Annotated in this window: 13 protein-coding genes; 2 read left to right on the plus strand and 11 right to left on the minus strand. The window is 72.0% G+C overall.

Annotated elements, in window-relative coordinates; all coding sequences use genetic code 11:
• Window positions 1–45 precede the first annotated feature (45 nt).
• Window positions 46–927 carry a sigma-70 family RNA polymerase sigma factor gene (locus AB0M83_RS14730; RefSeq protein ID WP_364517094.1) on the minus strand — a complete coding sequence of 294 codons (882 nt, stop codon included), beginning with the start codon at window positions 925–927 and terminating at the stop codon, window positions 46–48.
• Between the two features lie 222 nt (window positions 928–1,149).
• Window positions 1,150–1,773, minus strand: a complete 624-nt coding sequence (locus AB0M83_RS14735) for a hypothetical protein (RefSeq protein ID WP_364517096.1) — start codon at window positions 1,771–1,773, stop codon at window positions 1,150–1,152.
• A 200-nt stretch (window positions 1,774–1,973) separates the two neighbouring features.
• Here AB0M83_RS14735 and AB0M83_RS14740 point away from each other — a divergent pair, with 200 nt between their 5' ends.
• Window positions 1,974–4,298: a chitobiase/beta-hexosaminidase C-terminal domain-containing protein gene (locus AB0M83_RS14740; RefSeq protein WP_364517098.1), complete on the plus strand. Its 2,325-nt coding sequence runs from the start codon at window positions 1,974–1,976 to the stop codon at window positions 4,296–4,298.
• A 58-nt stretch (window positions 4,299–4,356) separates the two neighbouring features.
• Here the strand turns inward: AB0M83_RS14740 and AB0M83_RS14745 are convergent, their stop codons facing one another.
• Window positions 4,357–5,340 carry an erythromycin esterase family protein gene (locus AB0M83_RS14745; protein ID WP_364517100.1) on the minus strand — a complete coding sequence of 328 codons (984 nt, stop codon included), beginning with the start codon at window positions 5,338–5,340 and terminating at the stop codon, window positions 4,357–4,359.
• A 29-nt stretch (window positions 5,341–5,369) separates the two neighbouring features.
• Here AB0M83_RS14745 and AB0M83_RS14750 point away from each other — a divergent pair, with 29 nt between their 5' ends.
• A complete protein-coding gene (locus tag AB0M83_RS14750) occupies window positions 5,370–6,059 on the plus strand; it encodes a TioE family transcriptional regulator (protein WP_364517102.1) in 690 nt (229 codons plus the stop codon).
• Here the strand turns inward: AB0M83_RS14750 and AB0M83_RS14755 are convergent.
• The 8 genes from AB0M83_RS14755 to AB0M83_RS14790 all read right to left on the minus strand — a co-directional run bounded on the left by AB0M83_RS14755 (window position 6,048) and on the right by AB0M83_RS14790 (window position 16,313).
• Window positions 6,048–6,902: an ion transporter gene (locus AB0M83_RS14755; protein ID WP_364517104.1), complete on the minus strand. Its 855-nt coding sequence runs from the start codon at window positions 6,900–6,902 to the stop codon at window positions 6,048–6,050. The genes AB0M83_RS14750 and AB0M83_RS14755 overlap by 12 nt on opposite strands.
• Before the next feature lie 49 nt (window positions 6,903–6,951).
• Window positions 6,952–8,832, minus strand: coding sequence for an ATP-binding cassette domain-containing protein (locus tag AB0M83_RS14760; RefSeq protein ID WP_364517106.1), 1,881 nt, complete (start codon window positions 8,830–8,832; stop codon window positions 6,952–6,954).
• Window positions 8,833–8,837: 5 nt separating this feature from the next.
• Window positions 8,838–10,622 (minus strand): protein kinase, encoded by a 1,785-nt coding sequence (locus AB0M83_RS14765; RefSeq protein WP_364517108.1) that lies wholly within the window; start codon window positions 10,620–10,622, stop codon window positions 8,838–8,840.
• 20 nt (window positions 10,623–10,642) lie between these two features.
• Window positions 10,643–13,318, minus strand: coding sequence for a TIR domain-containing protein (locus AB0M83_RS14770; protein WP_364517110.1), 2,676 nt, complete (start codon window positions 13,316–13,318; stop codon window positions 10,643–10,645).
• The gene (locus tag AB0M83_RS14775; protein WP_364517112.1) at window positions 13,315–13,884 is read right to left on the minus strand and encodes a hypothetical protein; all 570 of its coding nucleotides are present in this window, start codon (window positions 13,882–13,884) and stop codon (window positions 13,315–13,317) included. The genes AB0M83_RS14770 and AB0M83_RS14775 overlap by 4 nt, the downstream gene beginning before the upstream one ends.
• Window positions 13,885–14,111: 227 nt before the next feature.
• Window positions 14,112–14,663, minus strand: coding sequence for a TerD family protein (locus AB0M83_RS14780; RefSeq protein ID WP_364517114.1), 552 nt, complete (start codon window positions 14,661–14,663; stop codon window positions 14,112–14,114).
• Window positions 14,663–15,097, minus strand: coding sequence for a hypothetical protein (locus AB0M83_RS14785; protein ID WP_364517116.1), 435 nt, complete (start codon window positions 15,095–15,097; stop codon window positions 14,663–14,665). Before AB0M83_RS14785 ends, AB0M83_RS14780 begins: the two co-directional genes overlap by 1 nt.
• 4 nt (window positions 15,098–15,101) lie before the next feature.
• Window positions 15,102–16,313, minus strand: coding sequence for a toxic anion resistance protein (locus AB0M83_RS14790; RefSeq protein ID WP_364517118.1), 1,212 nt, complete (start codon window positions 16,311–16,313; stop codon window positions 15,102–15,104).
• Between the last annotated feature and the right edge of the window lie 13 nt (window positions 16,314–16,326).

Below are 16,326 nucleotides of genomic sequence, written 5' to 3' on the forward strand. Positions count from 1 at the left end.
TCCTTGCGCCCAACGCCAGGAATGAGTCATTCACTGCGCCGGGAGTCAGTCGAGCACCGCCAGGTCCAGCCGGCTGAGGCGGTCGGGGTCGGCGAGGATGTCGATCTCCACGATCCGCCCGCCGGCCACCGTGAAGCCCAGCACCGAGAACGGCCGGCCGTCCCGGGTGCCGACCACGCCCGCCGCGCCGTTGACCAGGGCCCGGCGGACCACGCCGCCGCCCGCGCCGAGCCGCGAGAACGTCAGCGCCTGGTTCGCCACCGCCGACGGGCCGCGGACCTCGATCGAGCCGCCCAGGGCCGCGCCGCGGTCGGCGCGCAGCACGACCTCCGGGTCGAGGACCGAGACCAGCGCGTCGAAGTCGCCGCCGCGGGCCGCCGCCAGGAAGGCGTCGACGACTTCGCGCTGGCGGGACAGGTCCGGGTCCGGCGCGACCGGAGCGCCCTGGACCCGCCGCCGGGCGCGACTCGCCAGCTGCCGGGTCGCCGCTTCGGAGCGGCCGACGATCGGGGCGATCTCCTCGAACGGCATCGCGAACATGTCCCGCAGCACGAACGCCAGCCGCTCGCCCGGGGTGAGCGTGTCGAGCACGACCAGCAGCGCGAGGCCGACCGAGTCCGCCATCAGCGCCTCGTGCTCGGGCCCGGCTTCGTCGCGGCTGACGATCGGGTCGGGCACCAGGCCGTCCCACGGCTCCTCGCGCCGGGCCTTGCGCGAGCGCAGCATGTCGAGGCAGACGCGCCCGACGACCGTCGTCAGCCAGCCACCCAGGTTCTCGACGGCGGCCGAGTCGCTCCGGCTCAGCCGCAGCCACGACTCCTGGACGGCGTCCTCGGCTTCGGTCAGCGAACCCAGCATCCGGTAGGCGACGGACCGGAGGTGGTCTCGGTGGGTCTCGAAGCTGCGGGCCAAGAGATCGTCGTTCACGGGCTCGTCCTTTCGCGTACGTCACCACCCTGACGTATCCCAAGGCGACGATGTGACAGATCGGACGGCTACCTGGTCCGTGCGCGACAGCGACTACCGCGTGTCAGCGGCGCCGGCAACAGCACGCCGTACACCACTTCGGTCCCGGTGACGCTGAACGCGGGCGCCAACTCGATCCGGCTCGGCAACGACCGGGCGGCGGCGCCGGATCCGGACCGGGTGTCACTGGGTCAGCTCGCGCAGTACGCGGGCCGGGTCGATGTCGACGGCGCGGCCCGGGTCCCCGCCCGCCGCACTCCAGGCGGCGGACACCCACAGCTCGGCGTAGTCCCCGCGGTCGACGGCGGGCAGCTGCCAGGTGAGCCGTGCGCCGTCGAGCTCGACGGCGCCGGTCAGCTGCGCCGACCAGTACGGCGGCACGTGCTGCCCGATCCTCGAGCAGTACCGCAGCATCTCGGCGCCGGGACCGCCGACGCTCACCGCGGCGTCGGCGGTCTCCACGGTGAAGGCGCCATCACCACCGCGGGTCTCCGCCGGCGGGTCGGTGAGCTCGGCCTGCACGGCGAACTCGCTGAGCGGTTCCCGGGCCAGCACCCGGAAGATCAGCGTCTCCCGGATGACACCGGGCTGCTCGGGTGCGGTGGCCCCGGAGACCACGTCGAGCCGCACGGACCGGTGCCGCCACCGGCACAGCCGCGCCGCCCCGGAGCCGAGCCCCCAGGTGTGGTCGGGTGTCGCGGGCACGTCCCAGCCCCCGACGCGGACGGCGAACCGCACGTCACCGAGCGGCGTGACGACGTCGAGCGCTCGCGGCGGCGTCCGCGACAGGACTTCCGTGTCCAGCATGCAAACATCCTTACCCCGCGCCGGGACCGGCGAAAATGCCCCGCGCGAACGTCACTCGACCGTGGAGATCGGCGTGACGGCCGAACCATTGGTCCAGACAAGTGTTACCAAAAAGAGACCGAAGCACCGCTGAGCGGGAGCTAATTTGTTGTGACTCACAACGAATGCTCGTGGATCCCCAACGGCGGAGGTGTCACGGCGTGAACCGGACCCTGGACAAGCTTCGACGACGCGGCCCCAGGCTCGCGCTCGTCGCATCGGCACTGCTCGTGGCGGCCGGGCTCAGCGCCCCCGCCGCGCTCGCAGCGGACGACTACACACAGAGCGTCACCCAGCTCAGCTCGACGCAGCTGCAGCTCAACTTCACCCCGACGACCCCCGCGGTGTACGTGGACGTCCACTACACCGGCGTGCCGGGCGTCGGCCAGCAGAACGTGCGGATGACCAACGGCTCCGGCACCTGGCGGACCACCGTCAACGGCCTGAGCACCGGGAACACGCTCGACTACTGGTTCACCTACGAGAAGAGCGGCCCGCAGTACGACACCCCGCACTTCTCCTACACCGTCGGCGGCGGCTCGACGACGGTCGCCGCGCCGACGTTCAGCCCGCCCGGTGGCACGTACTCGTCCGCCCAGACGGTGACCATCAGCAGCGCCACCTCCGGCGCGACCATCCGGTACACAGTGGACGGCTCGACGCCGACCGCGTCCTCGCCGCTCTACAGTGGACCGATCAGCGTCCCGAACTCCCGCACCGTCAACGCGATCGCGCTCAAGTCCGGATCGACGACGTCCCCGGTGTCCAGCGCGAGCTACACGATCGGCACCCAGGCGGGCTGCCCGACGCAGTCGGACACCCCGAACTTCGGCCCGAACGTGCGGATCTTCGACCCCGGCATGTCCGCGGCGACGATCCAGGCGCAGCTCGACACCGACTTCAACAACCAGAAGGACACGCTGACCGCGCAGTTCGCGGACCGGCGCGTCGCCCACCTGTTCAAGCCGGGCACGTACAACAACGTGCACGACAACGTCGGTTTCTACACCTCGGTCGCCGGTCTCGGGCAGAACCCCGGTGACGTCGTGATCAACGGCGACGTCACGGTGGACGCCTTCAACGCCTCCGACAACGGCGTCGCGCTGCAGAACTTCTGGCGCTCGGCGGAGAACCTGGCCGTCGTGCCCTCCGGGGGCCAGGAGCGCTGGGCGGTCGCGCAGGCCGCGCCGTTCCGCCGGATGGACGTCCGCGGCGGGCTGCAGCTGTACCCGGCGAGCTACGGCTTCGCCAGCGGCGGCTACATCGCCGACTCGAAGGTGGCCGGCCAGGCCGCGTCGGTGTCGCAGCAGCAGTGGTACACCCGCGATTCTCAGCTCGGCAGCTGGAACGGCGGCGTCTGGAACATGGTCTTCTCCGGCACGAGCGGCGCGCCGGCGAACACGTTCCCGAACCCGCCGGAGACGACGCTGGCCACGACCCCGGTCTCGCGCGACGTGCCCTACCTCTACGTCGACGGCACCGGCAAGTACCGCGTGTTCCTGCCTTCCCTGCGCACCAACGCGTCCGGCCCGAGCTGGGCGAACGGCAGCACCCCGGGCACGTCGGCGCCGATGAGCCAGTTCTACGTCGTCAAGTCCGGTGACACGGCCGCGTCGATCAACAACGCGCTCGCCGCGGGCTGCAACCTGTTCTTCACGCCGGGCATCTACCACCTCAACCAGACGCTCAACGTGACCAAGGCGAACACGACGATCCTCGGCATCGGCTACCCGACGCTGGTGCCGGACAACGGCGTCAACGCGATGCAGGTGTCCGATGTGGACGGCGTGCGGCTCAAGGGCCTGCTCTTCGACGCGGGCACGACGAACTCGCAGGCGCTGCTCACCGTGGGTCAGTCGGGCTCGTCGGCGAACCACGCGGCGAACCCGACGACGGTCCAGGACGTGTTCTTCCGGATCGGCGGCGCGATCGCCGGCAAGGCGACGAACAGCCTGATCGTCAACAGCGCCAACACGATCATCGACCACATCTGGGCGTGGCGGGCCGACCACGGCAACGCCGGCACGGTCGGATGGACCACGAACACGGCCGACACCGGGCTCGTGGTGAACGGCGCGAACGTGCTGGCCACCGGCCTGTTCGTCGAGCACTACCAGAAGTACCAGGTGATCTGGAACGGCCAGGGCGGGAAGACGATCTTCTTCCAGAACGAGATGCCCTACGACGTGCCGAACCAGGCGTCCTGGAACGCGCCATCGGGAGTCGCCGGGTACGCGGCCTACAAGGTCGCGGCGAACGTGACGTCCCATGAGGCGTGGGGTCTCGGGAGCTACTGCTTCTTCGACACGAACCCGGCGGTGTCCAGCTACCACGCGTTCGAGGTGCCGAACACCAGCGGCGTCCGGTTCCACAGCCTGCTGACGGTGTCGCTCAACTACCGCGGCACGATCACGCACGTCATCAACGACACCGGCGGCGTCACGCCTTCGGGCACGGTGCCGGTGAACGTGGTGAGCTACCCGTAACCGGGTGAACAGCGGCCCCCGCACCGGACCCGACCCCGGTGCGGGGGCTGCTGTGTCTTCAGGCGACGTGCAGGATCGCGTCGGCGTTTTCGAGCAGTTCCCGGGTGAGCGGCGCGTACCGGTGGTCGGCGTCGTCCCGGGTGCGGCCGGCCGGGATTTCCGTGGTCAGCTTCCAGGTACCGGTGTCGCGCTGCAGGCGGCCTTCGAAGGTGTCCGCGGCCGGCTCGCCGAGGCCGAGGGCTTCGCTGTGGCCGAGGCTGCCGGCGATGAAGGCGTACCGGTCGCCGAGCCGCGACGCGACGATCGCCCCCGCGCCGGACCCCAGGTGGGCGTTGTGCGCGAACACCAGGGTCCGGCCGTGCGGGGCTTCGACGACGCGGATGTCCAGGAGGTTCCGGGCCATGATGACCGCGCGGGCGCCCGCGAGGCGGCCGATCCTCGTGTCCCGGTCGCCGGGCCGGGCCGACGCCGCGTGGTAGCGCAGCAGATCGAGCCCGGCCAAGGCGTGGATCCGCGCGCGGTCCCAGTCGGCACGTGACGTCGTCTCGACGCGGGCGTCGAGGGCCATGAGCAGGTCGTCCGCGATGACTCGCAGTTCGCGGGCCTCGGGCGACGCGCCGGGCGACGCGGCCGGGTCGAGGATCGCCTCGGAGCGGCTCCACCGCTCGTCTTCCCCGGTCAGTGCCGCGATGTCGACGTCGAGGCCGAGGTAGTCGCGGACGTGTTCGAGGTAGGTCCGCGGGCTGGGCGCGCTGTACATCTCGGTCGGGGCGTCGAAGCCGTGGAAGGCCAGCGGTTCGTCCGCGGTCTCGTTGTACTCACGGATCCAGGCGACCAGCCGCCGATTGGCGTCCAGCTCGCCGAAGCCGTGCGAGAACCCGCCGTCGAGCGCGGCGACGCGGTCGGTCTCCAGCGCGATCGACCGGAAGCCGTGCTCGACGAGCTGGGCGAAGAGGTCGTTCCGCAGCCGCGCGAAGGCCGGTTCGAAGTGGGTCGGCTCGCCGAACGCGAGCAGTTCGGCCGTGAAGTCCGTGAGGTCCATGTGGTTGAATCGTATCCTTGAAGACTCGGTTGAGACCTGCTGACCTCGCGCGTGAGCACGGCATCTCCACGCAGGCGGTCCGCAACTACGAGCGGGACGGCTTCCTCCCGCCGGCCGCGCGCACCGCAAGCGGCTACCGGGTTTACACGGAGGCTCACGCGGCGGCGTTGCGCGCGTTCCTCGCGCTGGTGGCGGCGTACGGGCACGCGACGGCCGGCGGGATCATGACCGCCGTCCACGACGACGACCTCGGCCGGGCCCTGACGCTCGTCGACCGCGGGCACCTGCGGCTGCTCCGCGACCGGGAAACCCTCGATGCGGTGCGCCGGGCGATCGGCGACCTGACGACCGAACCGGCCCGCGAACCGGCCGCGGCCGACTGGTCCATCGGCGAACTCGCGCATCGACTGGGCGTCACCGCGGCGACCGTGCGCGCGTGGGAACGCGCCGGCATCCTGGTCCCGGAGCGCAACCCCGCCACGGGGTACCGGGTCTTCCGCGCGGCCGACGTCCGGGACGCAGAGCTGACCCACCTCCTCCGGCGCGGCGGCTACCCCCTGGAGCACATCGCGACGGTGGTCGGCCAGGTCCGCACGGCCGGCGGCACGGAGTCGCTGGCCGACGCCCTGGAGACCTGGCAGGGAAGGCTCACCGCCCGGGGCGTGGCCATGCTCGACGCGGCGGGCCTGCTCGGCGCGTACCTGCGGTCACGGCCGTGACCTCGGGTGCAGCCGGTCGTACTCGAGCGCGGCCGAGTGCTGGGTGCGCACGCGCAGGGCCTTCTCCTGCTCCTCGTCGTCGGTTTCGTGCAGCCCGAGCTGCACGGCCTGCCGGATCTGCTCGCGGTTGTCGCGCACGACGGCGGAGAAGAAGTCGTCGATCCGCGGGTCGACGAGGACCTCGAGCAGCACGCGGAACGACGTGTCGACGACGGTCCGCACGATCTCGTCGTGGAACGGGAGCCGCTTGAGCTTCCCGAGCTGCGGGTCCTCGGCGATCTTCTCGGCGATGATCGTGCGCAGCTCGGCCTTGTTCCCCTCGAGCGACTTGGCGAGGTTTTCCGGGTAGTTGCCGGTTTCCAGCACCTTGACGACCTCGTCGAGCACGGCGATGGTCACCGGCTTCTTGATGGCCTTGACGATCGGCTCGGACAGCTTGTCGACGAGCCGGTAGGTGAACTGCTCCCCGACGGCCCGGTCCGCCGCCCGCCCGATCCGGATCAGCAGCAGCACGACGCCGATGAACCGGTGCCCGGTGATCACCGGGTGCGCGACCGGGATCATGGCGAACAGCTCGTACCAGTTGCGCACGAGGAACTTCTTGGACCAGCCGCGTTTGCGCCACCGCCACAGGAACTCGGCGAGGAACACGCCGCAGATCCCGCAGTCTACGGAGAACATCACCAGCGCGGCGTCCCGCGCGGGCGGGCTGATCAGCATGAACCCGAGCAACCCGACCGAGCCGGCGGCGAGGACGAGCATGATCCAGTCGTCGGCCCGCACGTTCCCGGGCAGGATCCCGCTGTTGAGCTCCGGCTCGCGCGCGTCGCGCAGAGTGGCCATGCCCGATGATGGCACGCAGGGTGCTGATCAGCCGGTTCGCCGCCCCGGCTCAGCCCCGGCGCACCCGGACCGCCCGGACCGCGAACAGCGCCGTGCAGGCGGCCGCCGAGAGCAGCAACGCGCCGGTCGAGCCCAGCCACCACGGCCAGTCGTGGGTCCACAGGCGATCGGCCGGCCCGGTCTGCGGGAGATCCACTGTGGAGGCTCCGGCGGCGTAGCCCCACCGCGCGGGCGCGAACCAGGACAGCTGGGCCAGCACCGGCCGCCCGGCGACCGGGATCATCCCGCCGCACAGCACGAGCTGGGCCATCACCGTCACGACGAGCACGGGCGTCGTCTGTTCGAGCGAGCGCACCAGCGCCGAACCGAGCAGGCTGAGCAGGCAGGACGCCAGCGCGGTCAGCCAGACGGCGACCGCGAGCTCGGCAACCGGCCGCGACAGCAGGACGGCGTCGGCCGGCCCCGGCTTGACCGTCGTGACGACGCCGACGAGCACCGCGGACTGCACGGCCGCGACCAGCGTGAAGACGAGGGTCTTCGCGAGCGCGTACGCACCGGGCCGCAGGCCGACGGCCCGTTCCCGCAGGAAGATCGCCCGCTCGGCGATCGCTTCCCGCGCCGAGGCCGCCGCCCCCATGAACGCCGCGCCGACGAAGACCAGCACGAGCATCTGCGCAGCTTCCGCCGGATGCTCGGGCACCGACCGCCGCAGACCTTCGTGCCCGGGCACTGCCAAGGCGAGCACAGCCAGGACGACCGGGACGAGCAGCAGGAACAGGGCGTACCCGGGATCGGCGAGGATCAGCCGCAGGTGCCGCGCGGCGAGCGTGCCGACCTGGTGGCCCAGCCCGGCGTGCACGGCCGGCGGCTCGGCGGTCGCCTCGGGCGGCGGCGCGGGCCCCACCGGCGCCGGCTGGTGCGGCGGCGCGGTCCCGGCGACCACGCGCTGGAAGATGTCGGCCCAGTCGGCGGTGCCGAACCGCGCCCGCAGCTCCGCGGGCCGCCCGCTGAACACCGGGACACCACCGGGCGCGAGCAGCAGCACGAGGTCGCACTCGTCGAGGTGCGTGACGTTGTGCGTCACCACCACGACCGTCCGGCCGGCGTCGGCGAGCTCGCGCAGCCGCCCCATGATCTGCTTGTCGAGCGCCGGGTCCAGGCCGGAGGTCGGCTCGTCCAGCATCAGCAGCGACGGCGCGGTCAGCAGTTCGAGCGCGATCGACACGCGCTTGCGCTGCCCGCCGGACAGCCGGTGGATGGGCGTGCGCGCGTGCTCGGTGAGTTCGACTTCGGCGAGCGTCTCGGTTACCCGGCGTCGGCGGGCCGCCGCGCCCGTGTCGTCGGGCAACCGCAGCTTCGCCGCGTAGGACAGGGCACTGCGGGCGGTCAGCCGTGTGTGGACGACGTCGTCCTGCGGCACGACCCCGACGCGCCGCGCCACCGCCGCCCGCTGCCGGTGCATGTCGTAGCCGTCGTAGGTGATGCGCCCGCTGGTCGGCGCGACCTCGCCCGAGAGCACCTTGAGCAGCGTCGACTTCCCCGCGCCCGACGGCCCGACGACGGCGACCAGCTGCCCCGGCCGCAGGTCGAGCGAGACGCCCGACACCAGCGACCGGCTGCCGACGGAGAACCCGACGTCGTCGGCCACGAGCCGGGTGCGTTCCCCGCCGGTGGCGACGAGGTTGTCGCCGTCGACCCGCAGATCGGTGGCCCCGACGGTGATCCGGTCCCCATCGGCGATCGGCGACCGCCCGGCGACCGGGACGCCGTTGACCAGCGTCGGGTTGCGGCTGCCCAGGTCGGTCAGCCGCCACGCCCCGCCGACGCGTTCCAGCCGGGCGTGACGGCGGGAGACCTGGAGGTCACCGAGCACGATGTCGTTGTCGGAGGCCCGGCCGATGGTGATCCGCACCCGGTTGCCGATCCACACGCCGGTCAGCCGGTCGTGGTCGGGGACGTCGGCACCTCGCCGGGCAGGCCCAGCAGCTCCGCGGTACCGAGCACGAGGTAGCTGCGGGAGAAGCTGCTGTCGCTCCCTGACACGCCTTCGTACTGGAACCGCAGCCGCAACACACCACTCACGTCCAGGTCGATCGGCGTCGGCGTGCCGTAGGCGACCGGCTTGTTGAAGATCTCGCGGCCGTCGGCGAAGATTTCCAGCTGCATCTTCAGGGACGAATCGCCCGCGTTGTCGTCGATACCGGCGGTCGCGGTGAACCGGCGGAACCCTTTGGAGATGTTGTATTCGATCGCTTCCGTGCGCGAATCGGACTCCACCCGGGCACCCAGCGAGTGCAGGTAGTTCTTGCCCGCGATGTTGGCGTTCTGGTTGGCTTCCCATTGGCCGCTGGCGGGCTGAGCCGAGTCGAGGTAGACCAGCTGGGCCTGGCGGGCCACCGTCAGCTTCACCGTGTCGCCGATCGCCGCACCGGCCGCCGGGTCCTGCTCGATCACCGTGCCGTCACCGGCCGTCGCGTCGATCTTGTCCACAATGGTCGGTTGGATACCCGGCAGGGCGTCCTGGGCGTCGGCGAGCTTCTTGCCCACGACCTGAGGCATCACGCTGGGCTTCGCCGTCGTGGTCATCGACGGCGAGTCGGCTGCGGACACCGGAACGGCCGCCGCGGAGGTCGGCGCGGCGATCGCCGGGTTCGGAGCACTGTTCTGCGACGGACGGAACACGAACCAGCCACCGGCCAGCAGGGCCAGGACGACGAACAGGGTCAGCACGACCCGGCCGCGGCGACGGCGTTTCGGAGGGGACACGGTCACTCCTGTGCTCATGCTCGGCGACTTGGTCGCGACGGGACGGCGCGGCGGCGGCGCCGGAGTGCCGTAGACGGTCTCGGTGCCCAGGCCGGTTTCGTTGAGGGCCACCGGGGGCGGTGGCGTGGTGAGCGGGAGGACGAGCGGTTCCTTCATCAGCTCCAGCACCAGCCCGTCCAGGATGGTCGAGACCTGCTGAGCCGATTCGGGCCGGTCCGACGGCCGCTTGGCCAGCAGCCAGGCGAGCACGTCCCACAGCTGGTCGGGCACCCCGGCGGGCCGGCCCGGCAGCGCGCTCTCGTGCAGCCGGATCACGGCGAACGTGGACTGCCCGGCGAACGGCGTCACCCCGCAGCACAGCTCGTACAGCAGGATGCCGAGCGAGTACAGGTCGGACGCGGGGGTCGCTTCGAGGCCCTTGCCCAGTTCCGGGGCGAGGTACTGCGGAGTCCCGACGAGCAGCGACCGGCGGCCCAGGTCGGTGGCGGTCGCGAGCCGGGAGATGCCGAAGTCCGTCAGGCGCGGGACGGTCCCGTCCATCAGGACGTTCTCCGGCTTGACGTCGCGGTGCACGACACCGGCCCGGTGCACGGCCGCCAGCGCCGCCGCCACCCCGGCCCCGATGCGGGCGACTTCGGCCGGCAGCAACGACTTCTCCGCGGTCAGCCGGGCCCGGAGGTCACCGCCGCCGACCAGGTCCATCACGATCGCCACGGTCTCGCCCTCGACGACCAGGTCGTGCACGCCGACGAGGTTCGGGTGCCGCAGCCCGACCAGGATGGACCGTTCTTGCAGGAACCGCGCCACCAGCTCGGGATCCTCGACGAGCTCGTCCCGCAGGACCTTGAAGGCGTAGGCCCTCCCCTGCTCGTCGGAGCCGGCGAAGACCCGCCCCATCGCACCCGTGCCCAGCTGGTCACCCAGCCGATATCGGCTGCCCAGCGCCTTTTCCATGTCGAAGACCTCCAGAGCGTTCAGTTTTCTTCGGGACTTTTCTTCCCGAAGAGGTTGTCGAGGTGGGGAAAGAGCTGCCAGACGAGCACCGGCAGCTTCATCAGGAGCCCGGTGACCCAGGCGCGGTTGCGAAGTTCGGCCCGCCAGCCGAGGGCGTCCCCGATCCGCCGCTCGGCCTCGGTGACGAGCGGGACGGCGGCGGCCTTGTCGCCGGTGAGCATGAGCGCGATGCCGAGGTCGAGCTGGGTCCGCATGGTGTCCGGGTGGTGCGGCCCGATCGAGTTCCGCTGCCGGTCGAGCAACGGCCGCAGAATCCCGGCGACCTGGTCGTACTGCTTGAGCTGGGCGTGCGCCTGCGCGGTGGAGTAGCTGAGCCAGTGGTGCAGCGGATGGTGCGTGCCGAAGACCTTGCCCACGCTCGGTTCCAGCTCCGCGAACTCCCGCAACGCTCGTTTCGGGCGGCCGCGCGTGACGGACGTGCGCGCGCACCGGACCCCGGCGGCCAGGGCCAGCGGGCTTTCGCGCCCCAGGAGCCCGGTCAGCTCGTCGCGGGCGGAGCGCAGGTGTGCTTCCAGCGCGTCCCAGTTCTCGTCGCGCACCTTGAGTTCGGTGAGTTCCAGGGACATCTCGGCTTCGGCGTGGACGCCGATCGCCTCCAGCCGCAGCGGGTGCCGCTCGTGGTCCGCCGCGTCGTGCTCGCGGATGATCGCTTCGGCGGTCTTGCGCGCCAGCTTGAGCTCGCCGAAGATGATCCGCAGCCGGGCCAGTTCGAGCCGCGCCCGGGGGTCCGGGTCGTCGATGTCGAGGAACGCGAGCGCTTCCCGGAACCGGCCGCGCATCCGCTTCGCGACCGCCAGGAACACCCGCGCCTCGGGCTCCTCGCCGTCCGGCACCGACTCCGGCCAGATCGGATCCGCTTCCGCGTACCGGCCCAGCTGGTCGAGCGCGCGGGCGCAGGTGAGCCGGGCGCGGAACGCGTCGTCCACGAGCGGGCGGCAGACGTCGACCGCGTCGGCGAAGTCGCCGGCGTCGAGCAGCGCCTCGGCCGCGGCGACGCGGTCGGCCGGGCCGGCGTCCGCGGCCAGGATCCGCTTCGCCGCTTCCCGCGCGGCCACGACGTCACCCTGGCCGCGGAACCAGTCCAGCCCGATCCGCAGCAGCCGGGCCCGCTGTTCGGCGGGCACGCAGTCGTGCTCGGCGAGCGCCGCGGCGTGCCGGTGCAGGCGCCCGGCGTCCCCGTCCGGCTCGAGCACGGCCGAGGCGGTTCTGCGCGTGAGGTCGTCGTCGAGCCCGGCGGCGTCGCGGACCAGGGCGTGGATGTCCCACTCGGTCCCGAGGTGGATCAGCAGCGCGCGCCGGGCCAGCTCGGCCACCGCCTTCTCGACCGGTTCGCCCGGCAGCACGCGCCGCACCAGCTCGGCCGGCACGGGTGCCCGGGAGATCGCCCCGGCGATGCGCAGGATCCGTTGCGCGGTCGGCCGGCAGGACGCCACCGCGTCCGCCAGCACGCCGGTGCCCTTCACCTCGTCCAGGACCTCCGCGAACCCGGCCGCGTCGATCGCGCCCCGGCGGTCACGCAACGCCGTCACCGCGCTCGTCAGGACGATCGGGTGGCCGCCGCACCGTTCGACGAGCCGCCGCACGGCCGCGAGCTCCCCGGGATCGTCGGAGCCGACGATTTCCGTGTACAGCGCGGAACCTTCGTCTTCGGAGAAGCCGGTCAGGTCGACGACGGGCGCGGGCCAGTCCGGGTTGCCGGACCGTGTGGTGAGGACCGTCCGGACGTACGACGTCGGCATGACGAGCTGGTCGAGCACCTCGGCCGGCAGCTCCGACGGGACGTCGTCGATGATCCACAGCTGCGGTTGCCGCGCGGCCTCGATGCGCCGGGCGACGACGGCCCGGACCTGGTCCGGCGGCAGGTCGCCGACGTCGGCGCCCAGGTCGGCCGCGATCGCGCGGACGTGTTCGTTGAACCGGGCGAGCGCGCCGACGGGATCGTCCTGGCCGAACAGGCCCAGCCACCGCACCCCGCCGGAGAAGGCGTCCCGGAAGAGGAACGCGTACTGCTCGGCCAGGCTCGTCTTCCCGAGCCCGGCGAATCCCCGGACGACGGCGAGCGCCGCCGACGTCCGCGGTGTGGTGGCCGGCAGCTCGCGGGCGTGCAGGGCGCTGTGGATCGCCCAGAGCTGGCGGTACCGCCCGACGAACCGCCGGGGCCGCAGCAGCCGGGGCAGCACCGGGGCCGTGCTGCGCACCGAGCCCAGCGGGGTGTCCGCGGCGCGCACCATTTCGGCGATCCGCTGGACGGTGGCCGCGCGTTCCCGGTCGTCCTTCGGCCGGCCGGCGTAAGCGGCGTCTTCCAGTTCGATCGGGGCGATGTGGTTGCCGTCGGACTCGGGATTGACGACGAGCACCCGCCGCCGGGGATCCCCGAGACGCTGTGCCGCGAGGAAGGCGGACGTCAGCTCCCATTGGCAGGCGTACCGCGTCGGGAACCGGCGCGAGTAGTAGGCGAGCAGCACTTTCGAGTCGGCGAGCGCGTCGTCGAGCCGTTCCGTGATGCCCTCGAACCGCCGGATCTCCTTGTCCCGGAAGACCCGCAGCCCGGCGTTTTCGAGGGCGTCCTGGAGCGCGTTCACCTCGACGCTGTCCGCCCAGGTGAAGCTGAGGAAGATGTCGTAGGGCCCGGTCACGCCACACCTCCCGCGCACGTGAAGTCGTCCAGCCAGCTGATCCGGTGGAAGCCGAACGCGTCGACGGCGGCGTGCGGCGACGAAAACGCTTCCGGCGATTCCGCGCGGAGAACCAGCTCTCCGCCGACGTTGTGGATCGAGAGCGGCACGGTCACCCGGCCACCGGCGGGCTTGCCGAGCGGGAGTTCGAGCCGGCCGCCGTCCCAGGTGGACACGACGAGCAGCCCGGGTGGCGTCCGGGCCGGCGGGAACACCGCGAGCACGACCAGCCGCGCGAGCTGCCGGACCTGCCGCAGATCGGCCGACACCGCACGCCGGCGCACCGCCAGGAACGGCGTGCGGGACGCGGTCGTCCCGGAGCCGAGGTAGGCGGACCGGCCGTCGGCCAGGTCGTAGGCGCAGCCGAGTTCGGGTGCCCCGCTCGCGGCCTCGACGGTCAGCAGGCCGATGGCGCTCTGCAGGCGGTCCAGGGTGACGGCCGGGGTCTTCGGCCCGAGCTGAAGCCGGCGCCCGGCCCCGAGCCGCACCACCGGCCGCCCGGGCCGCCCGGCCCGCCGAACCGGCAACGCGGGCCAGGTATCCGCCAACACCGCTCGCGCGGCAACCGAAACGCGCTCCGGCACCCCACCACCAAGGTCCAGCGACGCGCCACCAAGCCCCGCACTTTCACGTGAAAGTGCGGGCGGTTCGCCGCCTGCGAGATCCAGCGAGGCGCTGCCTGCTGGCCTTCGGCGGCGGAGGAAGGGCAGGTCGGCTCGGGGTCCCGCGTGGCCGGGGGTGGTGAAGTCGAGGGTCATCGCAGCACCCCGTAGTCCTCGGCCAGCGCCGCGATCCCCGCCCGGTAGCCCTCGCCGAGCACCTTGAACTTCCAGCCGCCGTTGTGCCGGTAGACCTCGCCCAGCGCCAACGCCGTTTCGCCGTCGAGGGCGGGCGCGAGGTTCTCCGACCGGACCAGCTCGCGGTCGTCCCGCGGGTCGAGCCCGCGCACGGTCAGCGTCCGGAGCCGCCCGAGGCCCCGGCGCAGTCCGTTGCCTTCGTTGACGTACAGCACCGCGACGATCCGCGAAACCTCGTCGGGCACCGCGCCGAACACGACTTCGACCTGCTCGACGTCGTCCCCGGTCAGTGCCACCGACCGGCTCGGCTCGGTCAGCTGGTTGAAGAAGACGAAGTGCTCCGCCGAGCGGGCCCGGCGGGCGCCGTCGCAGAGGATCGCGGCCAGGACCAGGCTGTCGGCCAGCGCCGGTTCCGGGCCCGCTTCCCACCGGACGCCGAGGACGACGCCGGGCAGGTCCGGGATTTCGCGGGTCAGCTCGACGTTCGAGCCGCGTCTGAGAGCAGCCATCACAGGTCCAGGTCGGAGTTCGAGAACTTCGTGCGGAGGAACGCTTCCTGGGTGCGCAGGGCGTCCGCGGCCCGGCCGCGCTCGGCGTCCTGGAGCGAGATCACCTCGTCCAGCAGCGATTCGAGCAGGGATCCGCTCGCGGCACCGCCGGCCCGGAGGAACGCCTCCAGGGTCGTCGGCAGGTGGTCGGTCACGATCCCGGCCACCGTCACCCGCGTGTGGATGTCCGGCGTCGCGCTTTCGCCGACCAGCTCGGCCAGCACGTCGGTGATCTCCCGTGCGGTGACCACGGCGGCGGGCGGCAGCCGGCCCGAACGCGCGTTGACGGAGCGGATCAGCGACGCGAGCCCGGCCCGCAGCGCCTCCGGCGTGTCGTCCGGAGGCGCCTCGGCGGGCACCGGGACGAGCCCGGTTTCCCTGCGCAGCCAGGCCATCGGCTCACCTCGTGCCATCGTGGCGCCGGGTGCGCTCGAGGTAGGGCTGGGCGCGGTCGAGCTGGCCCTGCAACGCCGCCACCGTGTCCGCCATCGAGTCCGTCGCCTGGGCGCGGAACGTGTCCAGCGCGTCCATGGTCGCGAAGACGTTGTCGAACGCGGCCTGCAGCTTCCCGATCTCGATCGTCGACGACGCCGCCTGCTGGTTGATCTCGGCGCCCTGCTGCTGGAGCTGGCGGGACGTCGCCTCGATCAGGTCCGACGTCGTCGCGTTCAACGCCGTGACCTGCTGCAGGACGAGCTTCTGGCGGGCCAGCGCCTGGGAGACGATGACCGCGGTGCGCAGCGCCGAGATGGTGGTCGTCTGCGCCCGGTCGACGCCCTTGATGAGCTCGATGTTGTTGCGCCGCACCAGGTCGAGGGCCAGGTACCCCTGCACGGCGACCGCCATCTGGGTCAGGATGTCCTGCCGTCGCTGCCGGACGCCGAACAGCGCGTCGGACTTGAGCGTGTCCGCCTCCTCGGTCCGGCCGAGGGCCTGGAGGTCCGCGACCTTCCGCTCGATCTCGGCGTCGAGCGCGCCGGCGAGCTCGTTGTACTCGGTGAGCTTGCCCATCGTGGCCCAGAGGTTCGCCTTCTCCGTGTCGATGCTCGCGTTGTCCTTGCGGAGCTCGTCCTGCCCGGAGTCGAGCGACCGGATGATCGCGTCGATGTGCGACTGCGCGGTCTGGTACTTGGCGAAGTACCGGTCGACGCGGTCGCCGCCGGGCAGGAACTTCAGCAGCCTGCGCACGCCCTTGAGATCGGCCCGGTTGGGGTCGAGCTCGGTGATCGTCGAGCGCAGGTCGATCAGCGTCGCGGACACGCGGGTCTGCGCGTCGTCGCGGGGCGCGCCCCGGCCGGGCAGCTTGGCGGCGGGCCGGTCGAGCATCCGGTTCGACATCCCCGCCGCCGCCCGCATCTCCCGGTCGCCCATCGCCGTGATGCCCTGGATCTTCTGGGCGTAGACCGGCGAATGGAAGTCCAGTCCGGCCAGCTCCTCGACGAACGCGCGGGCCTTTCGCTGCAGCTCCGCGCGTTTCGCGGGGTCCATCGGCACGGCGCCGGCCGCCTCCTGCTGTTCGACGACCCGGACCGGGGCCGGCGGCGCGAGGAACAGCCCGCTCCCGGACTGCGCCGCGGCCGACGGTGGCCCGCCGAGCTCGAGATCCGACATCGGAACACCTCCT

Origin of the sequence: Amycolatopsis sp. NPDC051106 (genome assembly GCF_040682775.1) — a bacterium.
GTDB lineage: Bacteria > Actinomycetota > Actinomycetes > Mycobacteriales > Pseudonocardiaceae > Amycolatopsis.

Excerpts from the sequence above, each read along its gene's own strand:
- AB0M83_RS14735 (WP_364517096.1), bottom strand. The coding sequence starts at position 1,773 with ATGCTGGACACGGAAGTCCTGTCGCGGACGCCGCCGCGAGCGCTCGAC.
- AB0M83_RS14745 (WP_364517100.1), bottom strand. The coding sequence starts at position 5,340 with ATGGACCTCACGGACTTCACGGCCGAACTGCTCGCGTTCGGCGAGCCG.
- AB0M83_RS14755 (WP_364517104.1), bottom strand. The coding sequence starts at position 6,902 with ATGGCCACTCTGCGCGACGCGCGCGAGCCGGAGCTCAACAGCGGGATC.
- AB0M83_RS14765 (WP_364517108.1), bottom strand. The coding sequence starts at position 10,622 with ATGGAAAAGGCGCTGGGCAGCCGATATCGGCTGGGTGACCAGCTGGGC.
- AB0M83_RS14780 (WP_364517114.1), bottom strand. The coding sequence starts at position 14,663 with ATGGCTGCTCTCAGACGCGGCTCGAACGTCGAGCTGACCCGCGAAATC.
- AB0M83_RS14785 (WP_364517116.1), bottom strand. The coding sequence starts at position 15,097 with ATGGCCTGGCTGCGCAGGGAAACCGGGCTCGTCCCGGTGCCCGCCGAG.
- AB0M83_RS14790 (WP_364517118.1), bottom strand. The coding sequence starts at position 16,313 with ATGTCGGATCTCGAGCTCGGCGGGCCACCGTCGGCCGCGGCGCAGTCC.